The sequence below is a fragment of the Streptomyces cyaneofuscatus genome (assembly GCF_000718135.1).
Classification (GTDB): domain Bacteria; phylum Actinomycetota; class Actinomycetes; order Streptomycetales; family Streptomycetaceae; genus Streptomyces; species Streptomyces cyaneofuscatus.
In genome coordinates, this window is record NZ_JOEM01000002.1 from 221,516 (window position 1) to 238,817 (window position 17,302).

Below are 17,302 nucleotides of genomic sequence, written 5' to 3' on the forward strand. Positions count from 1 at the left end.
CGACGCCTTCCCACCCGGCCCGCGCCGATCCCCCGTCCGAGGGAGCGGACCACCCCCATCCGGGGGTGGTGAGACCTGGGTCACTGTTTACATGATGTTAAGCGACCCGTCCGGTCCGCAATGAGGAGGGCACATGCCGGCAACGAGTGCGACGGAGACGTTCCGGGCCGCCCGGGACTTCCTGCTGGAGCACCGCGAGGACTACGAGCGTGCCTACGCCGGATTCCGCTGGCCCCGGACCGACCACTTCAACTGGGCGCTGGACTGGTTCGACGTCATCGCCGAGGGCAACGACCGCACCGCCCTGCACATCGTGGAGGAGGACGGCCGGCGTACCGAGGTCTCCTTCGCGGCCATGTCCGAGCGCTCCGACCGGGCCGCCAACTGGCTGAAGGAGCAGGGGGTCCGGGAGGGCGACCGCATCCTCGTGATGCTCGGCAACCAGGTGGAGCTGTGGGAGACCGCGCTCGCCGCGATGAAGCTGCGCGCCGTGATCATCCCCGCCACTCCGCTGCTCGGCCCCGCCGACCTCCGCGACCGGGTGGAGCGCGGGCGGGTGCGCCATGTGCTGGTGCGGGACGCGGACACCGGGAAGTTCGACGAAGTGCCGGGGGAGTACACCCGGATCGCGGTGGGCGAGGAGGTGGCGGGCTGGCGGGCGTACGCCGAAGTGGCCGGAGCCTCGGCCGACTTCACGCCCGGCCGGGAGACGGACGCCGACGAGCCGCTGATGCTGTACTTCACCTCCGGCACCACCGCCCGGCCGAAGCTGGTCGAGCACACCCATGTGTCCTATCCCGTGGGCCACTTGTCGACGATGTACTGGATCGGTCTGCGCCCCGGCGACGTCCACCTCAACATCTCCTCGCCCGGCTGGGCCAAGCACGCCTGGTCCAATCTCTTCGCCCCGTGGACCGCCGAGGCCACCGTCTTCATCTTCAACTACACCCGCTTCGACGCCTCCCGGCTGATGGCCGAGATGGACCGCTCGGGCATCACCAGCTTCTGCGCCCCGCCCACGGTCTGGCGGATGCTCATCCAGGCGGACCTGTCGCAGCTGAAGGTCCCGCCGCGCGAGGTCGTCGCGGCGGGGGAGCCGCTGAACCCGGAGGTCATCGAGACGGTCCGGCGGGAGTGGGGTGTCACCATCCGGGACGGCTTCGGCCAGACGGAGACCGCCGTCCAGGTCGCCAACACCCCCGGCCAGCTCCTCAAGACCGGCTCCATGGGCCGCCCCAGCCCCGGCTTCACCGTGGAGCTGCTGGACCCGGTCACGGGCCGGCCGGGGGTGAGCGAGGGGGAGATCGCCCTCGACCTCTCCGACCGCCCCGTGGGCCTGATGACCGGGTACCACGGTGATCCGGAGCGCACGGCCGAGGCGATGGCCGGCGGCTACTACCGCACGGGGGACATCGGGGCGCGCGACGAGGACGGTTACCTCACGTACGTGGGGCGGAGTGACGACGTCTTCAAGTCCTCCGACTACAAGATCTCGCCCTTCGAGCTGGAGAGCGCCCTCCTGGAGCACGAAGCGGTCGTCGAGGCCGCCGTCGTGCCCGCGCCCGACCCGCTGCGGTTCTCCGTCCCGAAGGCGTACGTCGTCCTGGCGGAGGGCTGGGAGCCGGGGCCGGAGACCGCGAAGGTCCTCTTCGAACACTCGCGGGCGGTCCTCGCCCCGTACAAACGCCTCCGCAGGCTGGAGTTCGCCGAACTGCCCAAGACCGTCTCCGGCAAGATCCGCCGCATCGAACTGCGCGAACGCACCGCCCTGGGCACCGGCACCGAGTTCGACGAGGGGGACCTGAAGTGAACAGCAGCCTCTCCTACGCGCACGGCACCGGCACCACCGCCCTGCTCGGCGACACCATCGGACGCAACCTGGACCGGGCGATCGCCGCCCATGGGGACCGCGAGGCGCTGGTCGACGTGGTCTCCGGCCGCCGCTGGACGTACACGGAGCTCGGTGCCGACATCGACGAGCTGGCCCGCGCCCTGATGGCGTCGGGGGTGGAGAAGGGCGACCGGGTCGGCATCTGGGCGGTCAACTGCCCCGAGTGGGTGCTGCTCCAGTACGCCACGGCCCGCATCGGCGCCGTCATGGTCACCATCAACCCCGCCTACCGGGCGCACGAGCTGGAGTTCGTCCTGAAGCAGGCCGGTGTCCGCCTGCTGGTCGCCTCCCTCGCCCACCGCACCAGCGACTACCGCGCCCTCGTCGGCCAGGTCCGCGCCGACTGCCCCTCTCTGCACGCCGTCCACCACATCGGTGACCCGTCCTGGACCGAACTGACCGCGACCGCCCCGGCCGTCACCTCCGCGCAACTGGCGGCGCGCGAGGCCGAGCTGTCGTGCGACGACCCCATCAACATCCAGTACACCTCGGGCACCACCGGCTTCCCCAAGGGCGCCACCCTCTCCCACCACAACATCCTCAACAACGGCTATTTCGTCGGGGAGATGATCGCCTACACGGAGGCCGACCGGGTCTGTCTGCCGGTCCCCTTCTACCACTGCTTCGGCATGGTGATGGGCAACCTCGCCATCACCTCGCACGGCGCCTGCATCGTGATCCCGGGGCCGTCCTTCGAGCCCGCCGCCGTGCTGGCCGCCGTCCAGCAGGAGCGCTGCACCTCGCTCTACGGCGTCCCCACCATGTTCATCGCCGAGCTGAACCTCCCGGACTTCTCCCGTTACGACCTCTCCTCGCTGCGCACCGGGATCATGGCCGGATCGCCCTGCCCGGTCGAGGTGATGAAGCGGGTGGTCGCCGAGATGCACATGGAGGAGGTCTCCATCTGCTACGGCATGACGGAGACCTCGCCCGTCTCCACCCAGACCCGCCGTGACGACGACCTGGAGCGCCGCACCGGCACCGTGGGCCGTGCGTTGCCGCACATCGAGGTCAAGGTCGTCGACCCGGCGACCGGCACCACAGTGCCCCGCGGCAGCGCGGGCGAACTGTGCACCCGGGGCTACAGCGTGATGCTCGGCTACTGGGACCAGCCCGACCGCACCGCCGAAGTCATCGACGCGGGCCGCTGGATGCACACCGGCGACCTCGCGGTGATGCGCGAGGACGGCTACGTCCAGGTCGTCGGCCGGATCAAGGACATGATCATCCGGGGTGGCGAGAACGTGTACCCGAGGGAGATCGAGGAGTTCCTGCACGGCCACCCGAAGATCGCCGACGTCCAGGTGGTCGGCGTGCCGGACGAGCGGTACGGGGAGGAGATCCTGGCCTGTGTCATCCCCCGGGACCCGGCCGACCCGCCGAGCCTGGAGGAGGTCACGGCGTACTGCCGGGAGCGGCTCGCCCACTACAAGATCCCGCGCAGGCTGCGGATTCTGGACGCCTTCCCGATGACGGTGAGCGGGAAGGTCCGAAAGATCGAGCTGCGGGAGACGTACGCCGGATGAGCGGGGCCGGTGACCCGGTCAGGCGGCTTCGATGATGTCGGAGCCGTCCGACCGGGTCGCCGTCGCCCACTCGATGAGCAGCACCTCGTACGTCGCGGACTCGGTGGCGGACCAGTCCCGGCCCGCGCGCGAGTCGACGAGCGCGCGGATGGCTTCGTTCGCCTGGGCGGCGGATGCGACGGCGGGCTGCACGGTATGACGTGGAGTTACATCCATGCCCTTAGCTTACGGGGCACCACTGACAGCGACCGACGCCGACTCAGGTGCCGGTGCGGACGCCGGGTTCGGTGCCGGGGCCGAAGGCTGCGCGGGCAGCAGGTCGCGGCGCATGCAGACCCGGGGCCAGCGGTCCAGGCCGTGCTGTGCCTCCTCGCCGCGGATCGTGCGCAGCCCGTCGGTGAGCTCGCGTTCGTGCAGCACCCGGAAGCCGATGCGCGCGTAGTACGGGGCGTTCCACGGCACATCGCTGAAGGTGGTCAGGGTGAGCGCGGTGAGGCCCTGCCCGGGGGCGAGTGCGGCGAGCCGGTCGATCAGCGTGCGGCCGATGCCCCGGCGGGCCGCCACCGGGTCCACCGAGATCTGCTCGATGTGCAGGGCCCCGTCGACGGGGTCGGCGATCACATAGCCGAGCGGCCGGTCACCGGTGGCGGAGAGGGGATCGGTGGCCACCCAGCACCGTCCGGCCCGCCGGTAGCTCTCCAGCAGGTCGAGCGGGGGCGGATCGTCGTCGGCCACGGAATGCATGCCGAGGGTGCGGAAGGGTTCCCCTGCGGCGCGCTCGATGTCCTGGAGAAGGCGGAGATCGGAGCGTCTGGCGGAGCGGATACGCATGTACTCAGTGTGCCGCGCCGGGCGGGGCACCGGTACGGCGTGGCCCGAAAACGACCCCCGGAGGAAGAGCCCGGCGCTCAGGCCCCCGTGCTGACCAGCTCGTCCGCCGGGCTGTTCACCGGCTGCGGCGCCCCCGTGAGGTCCATGACGAAGAGCGGGAGGCCGACACCGTCCGCCCGGGCCCGCGCCTGCGCCCCGTACCCCGCGAGCGAGAAGAACACCCCGGCCGCCGACGCGCCCAGGGCGTTCAGCCACAGGCACTCCACCGCGCGCAGCTCCACCGGCCGGGTCGTGGCGTCGACCTGGGCGACGAGCCCCGTGGCCCGCAGATCGATCCCGCCGGCGGTGCGCACCCGGGGCCGGGTGACCTCGCGGTAGCCGAGCCAGGTGAGGTAGAGGACGGCCGCGCTCACCGCGTCGTGGCCGGTACGGATCGTCCGCGGCCGGAACGAGGGGCGGGGGTGGGCGGCGGTGCGCGGCAGTGGGATGTGCGCCGGGGCGACGGGGCCGGGCGGCGGCGCGGCCTCGGGCGCGGGCTCGTCCACCGGGCGCACCGGTATCCGCAGCAGGGCCCCGCACGGGCAGCACAGCTCCGGCTGCGGCCACTGGTCCCGCCGGTCGCAGGCCGTGCAGCGCACGGTGACCCAGTCCTCGTCCCAGGTGCGCCGCGTGACCTGGAGCGCCGGGGCGCCGGGCAGCAGCGGTGGGGCGGTGGGGGCTCCGCACGGGCACGGGTAGGCCGGTGCGACATAGGCGTGGTCCCGGCTGCAGGCCGGGCACCGTACCGGCACGGACGTCACGATCGTCTCCCTCCGGCACGGCCCCGCAGGACGACTGCGCTCCGTGCCTCCCTCGTCACCTCATCGTCCACCAGGAGCGAGGTTCTGGGGAGGGAATGCGCGCATTTCCCGCCACGGGGAGCACAGGCCCGCCTGCGACGGCGAGCGGGCCCGCTCCTCACGGCGGCCGTGCCCGCTCTTGACGGCGACCCCGCCGCGTTTTAGATTGCTTCCGTATAGCAGAACTGACTTTCCGCGATACGGAATTGGTGCTCTCAGGTGGCGCGACAGAGCCCGACTCCACCAATCCCGAGCAGGAGCACTCAATGCCTCGTATGACCGCTGCCCGTGCGGCAGTCGAGATCCTCAAGCGCGAAGGCGTCAGCAACGCGTTCGGTGTGCCGGGTGCGGCGATCAACCCCTTCTACGCGGCCCTCAAGGCCTCCGGCGGGGTGCAGCACACGCTGGCCCGGCACGTCGAGGGCGCCTCCCACATGGCGGAGGGCTACACCCGGGCCAAGGCCGGCAACATCGGCGTCTGCATCGGTACGTCGGGCCCGGCGGGCACCGACATGATCACCGGTCTGTACTCCGCCATCGCCGACTCCATCCCGATCCTCTGCATCACCGGCCAGGCCCCGACCGCCGTCCTGCACAAGGAGGACTTCCAGGCCGTCGACATCGCGTCGATCGCCAAGCCGGTCACCAAGGCGGCGACCACCGTCCTGGAGGCCGCCCAGGTCCCCGGCGTCTTCCAGCAGGCCTTCCACCTGATGCGCACCGGCCGTCCCGGCCCGGTCCTCATCGACCTGCCGATCGATGTCCAGCTCACCGAGATCGAGTTCGACCCCGAGCTGTACGAGCCCCTCCCGGTGCACAAGCCCGCCGCCTCCCGCAAGCAGATCGAGCGGGCCGTGGAGCTGCTGAACGCCTCGGAGCGCCCGCTGCTCGTCGCCGGCGGCGGCATCATCAACGCCGACGCCTCCGAGCTGCTGGTGGAGTTCGCCGAGCTGACCGGCGTCCCCGTCATCCCGACCCTGATGGGCTGGGGCATCCTCCCCGACGACCACGAGCTGAACGCCGGCATGGTCGGCCTGCAGACCTCGCACCGCTACGGCAACGCGAACTTCCTGGAGTCCGACTTCGTCCTCGGCATCGGCAACCGCTGGGCCAACCGCCACACCGGTAAGCTGGACGTCTACACCCAGGGCCGCACCTTCGTCCACGTCGACATCGAGCCCACCCAGCTCGGCAAGATCTTCGCCCCCGACCTCGGCATCGCCTCCGACGCCAAGGCCGCGCTGGAGCTCTTCGTCGAGGTGGCGCGCGAGCTCAAGGCCGCGGGCAAGCTCACGGACCGCTCGGCCTGGGCCGCCTCCACCCAGGAGCGCAAGGCCACCCTCCAGCGCCGCACCCACTTCGACAACGTGCCGCTCAAGCCGCAGCGCGTCTACGAGGAGATGAACCGGGCGTTCGGCCCCGAGACCCGTTACGTCACCACCATCGGGCTCTCCCAGATCGCCGGCGCGCAGATGCTCCACGTCTACAAGCCGCGCCACTGGATCAACTGCGGCCAGGCGGGCCCGCTCGGCTGGACCATCCCGGCCGCGCTCGGCGTCGCCACCGCCGACCCCGAGGGCACGGTCGTCGCCCTCTCCGGCGACTACGACTTCCAGTTCATGCTGGAGGAGCTGGCCGTCGGCGCGCAGCACCGCATCCCGTACGTCCACGTCCTGGTGAACAACTCCTACCTTGGCCTCATCCGCCAGGCGCAGCGCAACTTCGACATCGACTTCCAGGTCAACCTGGAGTTCGAGAACCTCAACTCCCCGGAGCTGGGCGTCTACGGCGTCGACCACGTCAAGGTCGTCGAGGGCCTCGGCTGCAAGGCCATCCGGGTCACCGAGCCGGACCAGCTGCTGCCCGCCTTCGAGGAGGCGAAGAAGCTCGCCGCCGAGTTCCGGGTCCCGGTCGTCGTCGAGGCGATCCTGGAGCGGGTCACCAATATCGCGATGAGCGGCACCGACATCGCCTCGGTCAACGAGTTCGAGGACATCGCCACGGACCCGTCCCACGCCCCGACCGCGATCCGCCCGCTGACCGTGTCCTGACTACGCGTCAACTGCCCCTGAGTCAGGCCCCCGTCCCGGATTCGTCTCCGGGGCGGGGGCCTTTCCCTGTACGGAGGTGGGCTCGCCCCGGAGGTCCCCTGTGCGGAGGTACGCTCGCCCCGGGGGCCCGCCCGGTCCGGGACGCGGGCCACCGGTGGCCGAAGGGCGGGGGAGCGGGCCATGGCCGACTACCACCACGGCGAACTCGCCGTCCAGCACCGGGCCGGACTGCGCGACCCGGCGGCCGGCTCGCTCCGGGCCATCCGCGACGCCGTGCCTGACGCGGCGGCGGTCTTCCTGGCCCGCCAGCCGATGATCGTCATCGGCGCGGCCGACGCCTCCGGGCGCCTCTGGTCCACCCTGCTCACCGGCGAGCCCGGCCTCCTCGGGGTCCCGGACCCGAAGACCCTGACGATCGGCGCCCTGCCCGCGCCCGACGACCCGCTCGGCGCGGCGCTCCGGGAGCCCGGTACCCGGGTCGGCATGATCGCCATCGAACCGGCCACCCGGCGCCGTATCCGCCTCAACGGAACCTCGGTCCCCGAGGCCGACGGCGTACGGGTCGCTCTCGACCAGGTCATCGGCAACTGCCCCAAGTACCTCCAGAAACGCGAGTACGCCCTGCTCCCGCCGGACCGGGGCGGCCGCCGCACGGTGGTCCGCAAGGGGGAGGCGCTGACCACCGTCCAGCAGCTCACCCTCGCCACCTCCGACAGCTTCTTCATCGCCACCGCCTCCCCGGACGGCGACGCGGACGCCTCGCACCGGGGCGGCAACCCGGGCTTCTGCCAGGTGGTCTCGCCCACCCGGCTGCGCTGGCCCGACTACGCGGGCAATGCCATGTTCCTCACCCTCGGCAACCTCGAACTCCACCCACAGGCAGGCCTGTTGGTGCCCGACTGGGAGGCCGGCGACCTCCTCCAGCTCTCCGGCACCGCCCACACCGTCTGGGACGGAGCGGAGGCGGCCGCCGTACCGGGCGCGCAGCGCATCGTGGAGTTCCTGATCGAGGCCGTCCAGGAGACCCAGGACGCGGTACGGCTGCGCTGGAGCGATCCGGACTTCTCCCGGTTCAACCCGCCGGTGGCGCAGGGGTAGGGGGTGTCCGGCGGGCCCCGGCCTGGACGTAGACATGCCGAAGAGGGCGCGCAGTACGGGACCGTATCCGTACTCCGCGCCCTCGATCGGGGGTGGTGGAGAAGTGGTACTCGGGTATGACAGGGACCGCGGCGGCGGCGATCGGAGCCGGGTGAGGGCGTCTCCTTCAGGTCAGAAGACGGTCCCCGGTCCTTCACCACCGCACTGGCATCGCACAGCCGCCGCGGCCTCGTCGTCCTGCCCGCGCCGCGCGGCACCCCTCATCCGGGTGCGCGGTGCGGGCAGGGTTCCGGGGAGCCCTGGTGGTGGGCTCTAGTCCTCGCGCAGGGCGCGGACGGCCTCCTCGACGCGCTTGCCGTAGTCGGTGTCGGCGGCGTGGAAGTGGGCGAGGTTCTTCTCGATCACATCGTCGCGGGTGACCTGCGAGAGGCCTCCGGCGATGTTGGCGACCAGGCGGCCCTTCTCCTCCTCCGACATCAGCCGGAAGAGTTCGCCCGCCTGGAAGAAGTCGTCGTCCTTGGCGTGGGCGGGGGCCTCGTGCGTGCCCGTCCAGCCGTGGATCGCCAGCGGGGCGGCGAGCGCCGCGTCGGTCTGGGCCGGACCGGCGTACGAGTTGGGCTCGTAGTTCTTGTCGTGGCGCGAGCCGTAGCGGGTGGCGTGCAGCCCGTCCCGGCCGTAGTTGTCGGCCTCGGCCGCCTTGGGGGCGTTGACCGGCAGCTGGGTGTGGTTGACGCCCAGGCGGTAGCGGTGCGCGTCCGCGTAGGCGAACAGCCGGCCCTGGAGCATCTTGTCCGGGGACGGGCCGATGCCGGGCACGAAGTTGTTCGGCGAGAACGCGGCCTGCTCGACCTCGGCGAAGACGTTGTCCGGGTTCCGGTCCAGCACCAGCCGGCCGACCCGCTGGAGCGGGTAGTCGGCGTGCGGCCACACCTTGGTGAGGTCGAACGGGTTGAACCGGTACTCCGCGGCCTCGGCGGCCGGCATCACCTGGACGTGCAGCGTCCAGGACGGGTTGACGCCCCGCTCGATGGCCTGGAGCAGGTCCGTCTGGTGCGAGTTGGCGTCCTTGCCGACCAGCTCGGCGGCCTGCTCGGCGGAGAGGGAGCGCACCCCCTGGTTGGTCTTGAAGTGGTACTTGACGAAGAAGGCCTCGCCCTCGGCGTTCGTCCACTGGTAGGTGTGCGAGCCGTAACCGTTCATGTGGCGGTACGAGGCGGGGATGCCGCGGTCGCCCATCAGCCAGGTCACCTGGTGGGTCGCCTCGGGGGAGTGGCCCCAGAAGTCCCAGACGTTGTCCGGCTCCTGCTTGCCCGTGAACGGGTCGCGCTTCTGCGAGTGGATGAAGTCGGGGAACTTGATCGGGTCCTTGATGAAGAACACCGGGGTGTTGTTGCCGACCAGGTCGTAATTGCCCTCGTTCGTATAGAACTTGAGGGCGAAGCCACGCGGGTCACGGACCGCGTCCGCGCCGCCGAGCGAGTCGGCGACGGTCGAGAAGCGGATGAACGTCTCGGTGCGTTTGCCGATCTCGGAGAGGAAGTCGGCGCGGGTGAAGCCGGTGACGTCGTCGGTCACCTCGAAGTAGCCGTACGCGCCGGAGCCACGGGCGTGGACCACGCGCTCCGGGATGCGCTCACGGTTGAAGCGGGCGAGCTTCTCCAGAAGGTGCTGGTCCTGGAGGAGGATCGGTCCACCGACACCGGCGGTGGCGGAGTTCTGGTTGTCGGCGACCGGGGCGCCTGACTCGGTCGTGAGCACACGCTTAGCCATGTGGCGGGATGACCTTTCGTACGAGCTGCTGACGGCTTGAGGAGCGTAGGTTCGCCACAGAGAGAACGTCAACAGTTTGTTGAAAACGAAGTGTGTGGTTCCGGGCCGCGGCAGCGCCTGGGCGCGACAGGACAGGTGTCAGCGCCACCGCGGCCCGGAGATCAGGGGCTCCTTATGGAGCGGGGGTCAGGCTGGAGAGCCTGGGGGTCAGACCTGGGAGCCGGAGAGCCGCTCGACCGAGCGCAGCAGCGCCGAGTGGTCGAGGCCGCCGTCGCCCTGGGCGCGCAGCGAGGCGACCAGCTGGGCCACCACACCGCCGACGGGCAGAGCGGCGCCGACGTTGCGGGCGGCGTCCGTCACGATGCCCATGTCCTTGTGGTGCAGGTCGATCCGGAAGCCGGGGGCGAAGTCCCGCTTCAGGAAGTTGTCCTTCTTGCGGGTCAGCACGGTCGAGCCGGCCAGACCGCCGTTGAGGACGTCCAGCGCGGCGGCCAGGTCCACCCCGGACTTCTCCAGGAAGACCACGGCCTCGGCGCACGCCTGGATGTTGACCGCGACGATCAGCTGGTTGGCCGCCTTCACCGTCTGGCCGGAGCCGTGCGGGCCGCAGAGCACGATGGTCTTGCCGAGCGCCTCCAGGAGCGGCTTCGCGGCGTCGAAGTCCGCCTGCTCACCGCCGACCATGATGGAGAGCACGGCCTCGATGGCCCCGGCCTCGCCGCCGGAGACCGGCGCGTCCAGGACCCGGATGCCCTTCTCGGCCGCGTTCTTGGCGAGGTCCACGGAGGTCTGCGGGGTGATGGAGGACATGTCCACCAGCAGCGCGCCGCGCTTCGCGTTCTCCAGGATGCCCTCGGGGCCGTAGGCGATGGCCTCGACCTGCGGGGACGCGGGCACCATCGTGATGACGACATCCGCGTCCTTGACCGCGTCCGCGATCGAGGAGGCGCCGCTGCCGCCGGCCGCGACCAGCCGGTCGATCTTGTCCTGCTCCAGGGTGTATCCGGTGACGGCGTAACCGGCCTTGATCAGGTTCTCCGACATGGGGGAGCCCATGATGCCGAGACCGATCCAGGCGACCTTGGGGAGGTTGTTGCTCATGAGGGTGCCTTCCTGAAAAACGTGTGTACGTAAGGGGGTTGGACTCACCCCGCGGTGAACCCGGGCGGTCAGCCGGCGGCTCGGGCCGACGCCGGGAGCCAGTCGAAGGCCTCCGCGCTCGGCCGGTCGCCCGGCTTGTACTCCAGGCCGACCCAGCCCGCGTAACCGGCGTCCTTCAGCTCGTCGAGGAGCCGCTCCAGCGGGAGGGTGCCGGTGCCCGGCGCGCCACGGCCCGGGTTGTCGGCGATCTGGACGTGCCCGGTCTTCGCGGCGTACGCCTTGATGACCTGGCTCAGGTCCTCGCCGTTCATCGACAGGTGGTAAAGGTCCAGCAGGAACTTGGCGTTCCCGAGGCCCGTCGCCGCGTTGACCTTGTCGACGACCTCGATCGCGGCCGGTGCGCTCACCAGCGGATAGAGCGGCGACTCCGGCTTGTTGAGGGTCTCGACGAGGAGGATGGCCCCGACGCGGTCGGCCGCGCGGGCGGCCAGCACCAGGTTCTCCAGGGCGAGCGCGTCCTGCACCTGCGGGTCCACGCCCTCGACGCGGTTGCCGTACAGCGCGTTGAGCGCCGTGCAGCCGACCGAGGCGGCGAAGTCGGCCGCCACCTCGATGTTCTCCCGGAAGCGGTCCGACTCCGAGCCGGGCACGGAGAGCGCGCCGCGGTCGGGGCCGGGGAGCTGTCCGGCGTAGAAGTTCAGCCCCACCAGTTGGGTGCCGGCGTCGTCGAGCGCCTTCTTGAGGGCGTCGAGCTCAGCCCGGATGGGGGTCGGGGTCTCGATCCAGGGCCACCACAGCTCGACCGCCGTGAAGCCCGCCGCGGCGGCTGCCGCGGGACGCTCCAGGAGCGGGAGTTCCGTGAAGAGGATCGAAAGGTTCACATCGAAGCGCTGGTCCGGGTATCCCATGAGGGTTTCGGCGCTCCTTCCGTATTGCGGAAGTTAGTTTCTGCTCAACGGAAGATTGCCTGGGGGGTGGTGGGGCTGTCAAGGGGGTACGGCGAAATTCGCCGCGGCCGGCGGCGTACGCGATCGGTGGCGCGAGCGCCTTCGAACCCCTCCCGGCAGCCCTCCTGGGCATGCGAAAGCGGGGCGGGGGCCGCCGTCGACCCCCGCCCCGCCCGGTTCTCACGCCGTGCGTACCGCTCCCGGCCGGGAGCGCCCTAGCTGCCCGGCACCGTGTCCTCGAAGGTCTTCCCCGCACTGCGGTACGACCCGACCATCGCGTTCACCTGCGCCGGGGTGAGCACCTGGTCCTTCACATGCAGGACGTAGTCCACCTGCTGGTCGTAGGACCGGGGTGTGGTGCTCGGCTGCCCCTCCAGGTCGATCAGCCACTGGTTGAAGTTGATCGACATGGGCCGCTCCGGCAGGAAGGCCGCGCCGTGCGTCCCGAAGTGCTGGCCGTCGACGTAGTACGTGATCTGGTTGTTGTCGATGGTCACCACCAGGTCGTGCCAGCCCGCGTACGACGCCCGGACCTCGCTGTGCGCGTTGACCGCCTCCCACGGGTCCGGCCGGTAGGTCTCCCACGAGGTGGTGTAGAGGATGTTGGCCGGCTCGCCCCAGCCGCCGTTGGGGAGGTACTCGAAGTCGTACTCCGCGTAGTCGTCCGCCATCGGCGCCTTGAGGTCGTTGATCGTGAAGAACGTCTGCACGATCCGGTCGCCGTCCGGACCCGAGCGCGGCGCGTCGCTGAACTTCACCCGGGACGCGTACGTCCCGTTCTTGAACTTCATCGACTTCGTCAGGATCTCGGTGTGCTTGGTCGATCCCCCCGTCCCGGCGGTGGACGTCTCCAGGTTCATCACCGAGTTCCCGCTCTGCGAGGCGAAGGTGACGTTCTCGGCCGCCCAGGTCGCTCCCGGCACCCCCGGACCGCCGGAGTTGGACCGTACGGACCAGCCGTTCGCGCCGATCTTCGGGTCGGTGTGCGAGCTGTAGTTGAAGTCGTCGAACAGCCGTGCCCCGTCACCCGGCGGGTCGGTGGGCGGGTCCGTGGGGTCCGGCGGGTCGGTCGGCCCGTTCCCGGCGGGCGCCTGGCCCCAGACGAGCGAGCCGTTCACCTGGGCCGTCACCTTGGACCAGTCGCCGTACGTGGTCCGCTCCGGGCCGAAGGAGTAGTCGTCGGACTGGATCAGCGAGGCCCAGGACGCCTGGTGGAAGCGGAGCTGCATGTCCCCGGTGTCCGCCCCCGGCGCCAGTGAGCCCGCGCCCGGGGTGAAGCCGATCTCCAGGTAACGGTCGGCAGTGGCCGTCGGGCTGGCGAGCGTGCCGAAGGTGCCGGTGATGTTCGCGCACCCCTTCACCGCCCAGGAACAGGCGAACCGGTAGGCGGCGGAGGCCGAGTCGGCCTTGAAGTAGTACCGCACCTTGACACTGCTCAGCGGTACGGAGGTGGAGCCGGCGTTCCGCACCTTCAGCCACGGCTCGCTCTGGTCGGCGCTCGCACCGGACGCGCTCGTGCGGTACTGGACGACGATCCCGTCCGCCGCGGCGCTCGCCGAGGACGGCAGCGCGGCGAGCCCGGTGGCGGCCAGGGCCACGGCGGCGGCCGAGGCGGCGGCGGTGCGCAGCCTGGACCTCTGGTGCTTCCTGCGTGATGTGTTCACGGGTTCAGTTCCTCTCCGGAACGGTGGTGGGGGAGTGGTTACGAGTGGGGTCGCGCTGTTCCTGAGGACGGGGACGCGTACGCGGCCTCTTCGAGCGACCGTGCGTCCAGCGGGCGGTAGGGGACGCCCAAGGCGTCCAGCCGGGCGGTGTGGTGGCGCAGCCGCTCGACGAACCCCGGCCAGTCGCCGCGCCCGCCGGACCAGGAGCGGTCGGCCAGCGCGCACAGGCGCGGGTAGCTGAGGTACTCGATCTCCTCGGGCGTGCGGACGTACTCGGTCCACAGCTGGGCCTGCGTCCCGAGCACCCGGGCCCGCTCGGCCTCCGCCCACTCCTGCGGGGCGGGTTCGTAGCCGTGGACCGTGTGCAGGGTGACCGGGGCGCCGGGCTGCGCGACCGGTTCGGACGGGTCGCCGGACTGGGCGTAGTCCAGGTAGGTGGCCCGGTGGTGGGCGGCGATGACCTGGTGGCCGCGGCGCGCGGCGGCCAGCGCGTGGGATGGGTCGCGCCAGGTCATCACCGTGAATTCCAGAGGGAGTTCGGTGCCGGTCTCGGCCCAGCCGAGCGGGATCCGGCCCCGCTCCACGAGGAACGCGCCGATCCGGCCCATGAACCAGCCGTGCAGCGCCGCCGGGTCCGCGAGCCCCTCGGCCGCCGCGCGCTCCCGGGCGGCCGGGCTGTTCTCCCACTCGGTGGTCGGGCACTCCTCGCCCCCGATGTGGATGTACGGCGACGGGAATACGTCCATGACTTCCTCCAGCACCGCCCGGCAGAAGGCGAACACCTCCTCGTGCACCCCGAGGACCGTGTCGCACACTCCCCACCGGTCCCACACGTCCAGCCGGCGCTCCGGGCCGTTCCCCAGCTCCGGATAGGCGGCGAGCGCGGCCCGCACATGGCCGGGCATCTCGATCTCCGGCACGACGGTCACCCCGCGCTCCGCCGCGTACCGCACGAGCCCCCGCAACTCCGCCTTGGTGTAAGCCCCTTCGTGCGGTACGGCGTCGAAGTGCACCCCGTCCGGGCCGCTCGGCCCCCGCTGCGACCGGGCCCGCCGGGAGCCGACCGAGGTCAGCCGGGGGTAGGCGTCGACCGGCATCCGCCAGCCCTGGTCGTCGGTGAGGTGGAGGTGCAGGGTGTTCAGCTTGTGCAGCGCCAACAGGTCGACGTACCGGCGCAGATAGCCGATCGGCCGGAAGTGCCGCGCCACGTCCAGCATCGCCCCGCGCCAGGGCCGGTCCGGTACATCGGTGATCTCGACGCACGGCAGCTCCCAGGACCCGGTCGCCGTCGAACCGCCCGACAGGGCTTCGGCGGGGAGGAGTTGGCGTACCGTCTGCACGCCCCGGAGCAGCCCGGTCGGATGGGCGGCGCGCAGGAGGAGCGCCTGCGGTCCGACGGTGAGGCCGTACCCCTCCTCGCCGAGGCCGCCGAGCTGCTCGTCCAGCGCCAGCACGATCCGGCCCTCCGGTGACGGCTCCAGCGGCAGCCCGGCGGCCGGGCCGACCAGGGAGCGCAGCAGCGCGGCGGCCGGTTCGGCGCCCGGGAGGGCGCGGACGGTGGTGTCGCGGTCGAGGGTGAGCCGGCCGCCGAGTGAGGACATCCTGCTGGGCCGGGGGAGGAGGGCGAGGTCGGGGCGCGATGCAGGCACGGGGTCTCCGGATTCGGTTCGCGGGCTTACGGGGGTGGGCGCGGGTGGTCCCGGCCTCTCAGCCCTTGACGGCACCGGCGGCGAAGCCGGAGGTGACATGGCGCTGGAGCAGCAGGAAGATCACCAGGGCGGGCAGCGCGAAGAGCGTGGAGGCGGCCATCGTGGCGCCCCAGTCGGTGCCGAAGGTGTTCTGGAAGGACGACAGCCACACCGGCAGGGTCCGGTTGTCCTGCTGCTTGATGATCAGGAAGTTGGCGTAGGCGAACTCGTTCCACGCCGTGATGAAGCCGAACAGCGAGGTCGCCATCAGCCCCGGCGCCAGCAGCGGCATCGCCACCCGCCAGAACGCCCCGGTCCGTGTGCAGCCGTCGACCTGGGCCGCCTCCTCCAGCTCCGGCGGGATCGTCCCGATGAAGCCGCGCAGCACCACGATGGTGAACGGCAGCGTGATCATGAAGTAGATCAGCGTGAGCGTCGGCAGCCGGTCCAGCATGTCGGTGTCCCGGGAGATGATGTAGACCGGGATGATCAGCGACTCCCAGGGCGCCATCTGCGCGATGAAGACCATCAGCATGAACTGCCGCCGGCCCTTCCACCGCATCCGCGCCACGGCGAACGCCGCGCCCAGCGCCACCAGCAGAGCGAGCAGGACCGCGCCCAGCGTGACGAGGATGCTGTTGCGCCAGAACAGGGCGAACCCGTCGGCGTCCACGGCCCGTTGGAAGTGGGTGAGGGTCCAGGTGTGCGGGAAGAGCTGCGGGTCGGCCGACTGGATGTCCTTGGACGGCTTGAAGGCCGTGGAGATCATCCAGTACACGGGGAAGAGGCAGATGACGACGGTCACGGCGGCGGCGATGTTCAGGGGCAGGCGCCGCAGCCGGGGGCGTACGGGCACTACGGGTCGTACGGTACGGGTGCTCATCGGGTCTCGTCCTCCTGGCGGAACATCTGGCGGAAGTAGAGGACCAGCACCCCGGACATCAGGATCACGGTGATCATCGAGGCGGCCGAGCCCAGGTCGTACCGCTGGCTGGAGAGGGCCGTCTGCACCGCGTAGACCGGCAGGATCGTGGTGGCGTCGCCGGGGCCGCCCCGGGTCATCACCCAGATCTGGACGAACGCCTTGAACGTCCAGATCACCTCCAGCGAGAAGACCAGCAGGAAGATCGGCCGGAGCATCGGGAAGGTCACCGAGCGGAAGATGCGCCCCGCCCCCGCCCCGTCCAGCCGCGCCGACTCGTACAGCTCCAGCGGCACGGTGGTCAGCGCGGAGTACAGGGTGATCGCGGCGAACGGCACCGACTGCCAGACGATCAGCGTCACCAGGATGGCGAAGGCGGCCGTCCCGTTGGCGAACCACGGATAGCGCTCGAAGGAGTCGAGGCCGATCGAGGTCAGTGCCCAGTTGGCGATGCCGAACTCCGAGTGGAACAGCCACTGGAACACCGTGGTCGCCGCCACCACCGGCATCGCCCAGGCCAGCACCAGTGAGCAGAGCACCACGGTCCGCCCGACCCGCCGCAGCCGCTCCACCATCAGGGCGACCAGCGTGGCGATCACCATGATCAGGACGACGTTGACGGCCATGAAGAGGAAGGTGCGGCGGACCACCTCCCAGAACCGCGGGTCCGCCAGCAGCGTGCGGTAGTTCCGCAGCCCGACGAACTCGGCGTTCCCGCTGATCAGTTGGCGGAGCCGGAAGTCCTGGAAGGAGATCAGGACGGCCCGCACCAGCGGATAGACCAGCAGATAGAGCATGCCGCCGATGGCGGGGGCGATCAGCGCGTACGGCCAGAGGCCGTGCGCCCGGCCCGCCGGCTTTCTGCGGGCGGCGGGGTGCGGGGCCGGTCGCTGCCGGGGTGTGCGGGGTGCTGAGGTCGGTTCGACGGCGACCGGCACGGCACGCCTCCTTCCTGTGGCTGGCGATGTCCTGCC

The 17,302-nt window shown here is 70.9% G+C and carries 14 protein-coding genes; 4 read left to right on the plus strand and 10 right to left on the minus strand.

From position 1 onward, the window contains the following. The first annotated feature begins 133 nt into the window (after positions 1–133). Positions 134–1,810 carry an AMP-binding protein gene (locus IF17_RS0104840; protein WP_030562473.1) on the plus strand — a complete coding sequence of 559 codons (1,677 nt, stop codon included), beginning with the start codon at positions 134–136 and terminating at the stop codon, positions 1,808–1,810. Then, positions 1,807–3,417: an AMP-binding protein gene (locus tag IF17_RS0104845; protein WP_030562475.1), complete on the plus strand. Its 1,611-nt coding sequence runs from the start codon at positions 1,807–1,809 to the stop codon at positions 3,415–3,417. The genes IF17_RS0104840 and IF17_RS0104845 overlap by 4 nt, the downstream gene beginning before the upstream one ends. A gap of 18 nt (positions 3,418–3,435) precedes the next feature. Here IF17_RS0104845 and IF17_RS0104850 read toward each other — a convergent pair whose 3' ends face one another. From IF17_RS0104850 to IF17_RS0104860, 3 genes are all read right to left on the minus strand, one after another. Further along, positions 3,436–3,633: a hypothetical protein gene (locus IF17_RS0104850; protein WP_030562477.1), complete on the minus strand. Its 198-nt coding sequence runs from the start codon at positions 3,631–3,633 to the stop codon at positions 3,436–3,438. A 9-nt stretch (positions 3,634–3,642) separates the two neighbouring features. Continuing rightward, positions 3,643–4,248, minus strand: coding sequence for a GNAT family N-acetyltransferase (locus tag IF17_RS0104855; RefSeq protein WP_030562479.1), 606 nt, complete (start codon positions 4,246–4,248; stop codon positions 3,643–3,645). Between the two features lie 77 nt (positions 4,249–4,325). Beyond that, entirely contained in the window at positions 4,326–5,048 is a 723-nt protein-coding gene (locus tag IF17_RS0104860) for a hypothetical protein (protein WP_030562482.1), read from the minus strand. 305 nt (positions 5,049–5,353) lie between these two features. Between IF17_RS0104860 and gcl the strand changes: the two genes are divergently transcribed. Together gcl and IF17_RS0104870 are read left to right on the plus strand one after the other, a co-directional pair. Continuing rightward, positions 5,354–7,138, plus strand: coding sequence for a glyoxylate carboligase (gcl, locus tag IF17_RS0104865; protein ID WP_026241960.1), 1,785 nt, complete (start codon positions 5,354–5,356; stop codon positions 7,136–7,138). 180 nt (positions 7,139–7,318) lie between these two features. Further along, positions 7,319–8,236, plus strand: a complete 918-nt coding sequence (locus IF17_RS0104870) for a pyridoxamine 5'-phosphate oxidase family protein (protein ID WP_030562483.1) — start codon at positions 7,319–7,321, stop codon at positions 8,234–8,236. 312 nt (positions 8,237–8,548) lie between these two features. Here the strand turns inward: IF17_RS0104870 and IF17_RS0104875 are convergent, their stop codons facing one another. The 7 genes from IF17_RS0104875 to IF17_RS0104905 form a co-directional block, all read right to left on the minus strand. Beyond that, entirely contained in the window at positions 8,549–10,006 is a 1,458-nt protein-coding gene (locus tag IF17_RS0104875) for a catalase (protein WP_030562485.1), read from the minus strand. A gap of 207 nt (positions 10,007–10,213) precedes the next feature. Beyond that, the gene (locus IF17_RS0104880; RefSeq protein ID WP_030562487.1) at positions 10,214–11,107 is read right to left on the minus strand and encodes a 2-hydroxy-3-oxopropionate reductase; all 894 of its coding nucleotides are present in this window, start codon (positions 11,105–11,107) and stop codon (positions 10,214–10,216) included. Positions 11,108–11,175: 68 nt separating this feature from the next. Next, positions 11,176–12,015: a TIM barrel protein gene (locus IF17_RS0104885; protein ID WP_030562488.1), complete on the minus strand. Its 840-nt coding sequence runs from the start codon at positions 12,013–12,015 to the stop codon at positions 11,176–11,178. A gap of 254 nt (positions 12,016–12,269) precedes the next feature. Next, a complete protein-coding gene (locus tag IF17_RS0104890) occupies positions 12,270–13,718 on the minus strand; it encodes a cellulose binding domain-containing protein (protein ID WP_030562490.1) in 1,449 nt (482 codons plus the stop codon). A gap of 38 nt (positions 13,719–13,756) precedes the next feature. Beyond that, a complete protein-coding gene (locus IF17_RS0104895; protein WP_030562492.1) occupies positions 13,757–15,367 on the minus strand; it encodes a beta-N-acetylhexosaminidase in 1,611 nt (536 codons plus the stop codon). A 58-nt stretch (positions 15,368–15,425) separates the two neighbouring features. Next, on the minus strand, positions 15,426–16,289 hold the full coding sequence (locus IF17_RS0104900; RefSeq protein WP_030562494.1) for a carbohydrate ABC transporter permease: 864 nt from the start codon (positions 16,287–16,289) through the stop codon (positions 15,426–15,428). After that, positions 16,286–17,266, minus strand: coding sequence for a carbohydrate ABC transporter permease (locus IF17_RS0104905; protein WP_030562496.1), 981 nt, complete (start codon positions 17,264–17,266; stop codon positions 16,286–16,288). Before IF17_RS0104905 ends, IF17_RS0104900 begins: the two co-directional genes overlap by 4 nt. Between the last annotated feature and the right edge of the window lie 36 nt (positions 17,267–17,302).

Coding starts and splice junctions, on each gene's coding strand:
- IF17_RS0104840 (WP_030562473.1), top strand. CDS start 134: ATGCCGGCAACGAGTGCGACGGAGACGTTCCGGGCCGCCCGGGACTTC.
- IF17_RS0104850 (WP_030562477.1), bottom strand. CDS start 3,633: ATGGATGTAACTCCACGTCATACCGTGCAGCCCGCCGTCGCATCCGCC.
- IF17_RS0104855 (WP_030562479.1), bottom strand. CDS start 4,248: ATGCGTATCCGCTCCGCCAGACGCTCCGATCTCCGCCTTCTCCAGGAC.
- gcl (WP_026241960.1), top strand. CDS start 5,354: ATGCCTCGTATGACCGCTGCCCGTGCGGCAGTCGAGATCCTCAAGCGC.
- IF17_RS0104870 (WP_030562483.1), top strand. CDS start 7,319: ATGGCCGACTACCACCACGGCGAACTCGCCGTCCAGCACCGGGCCGGA.
- IF17_RS0104875 (WP_030562485.1), bottom strand. CDS start 10,006: ATGGCTAAGCGTGTGCTCACGACCGAGTCAGGCGCCCCGGTCGCCGAC.
- IF17_RS0104880 (WP_030562487.1), bottom strand. CDS start 11,107: ATGAGCAACAACCTCCCCAAGGTCGCCTGGATCGGTCTCGGCATCATG.
- IF17_RS0104885 (WP_030562488.1), bottom strand. CDS start 12,015: ATGGGATACCCGGACCAGCGCTTCGATGTGAACCTTTCGATCCTCTTC.
- IF17_RS0104900 (WP_030562494.1), bottom strand. CDS start 16,289: ATGAGCACCCGTACCGTACGACCCGTAGTGCCCGTACGCCCCCGGCTG.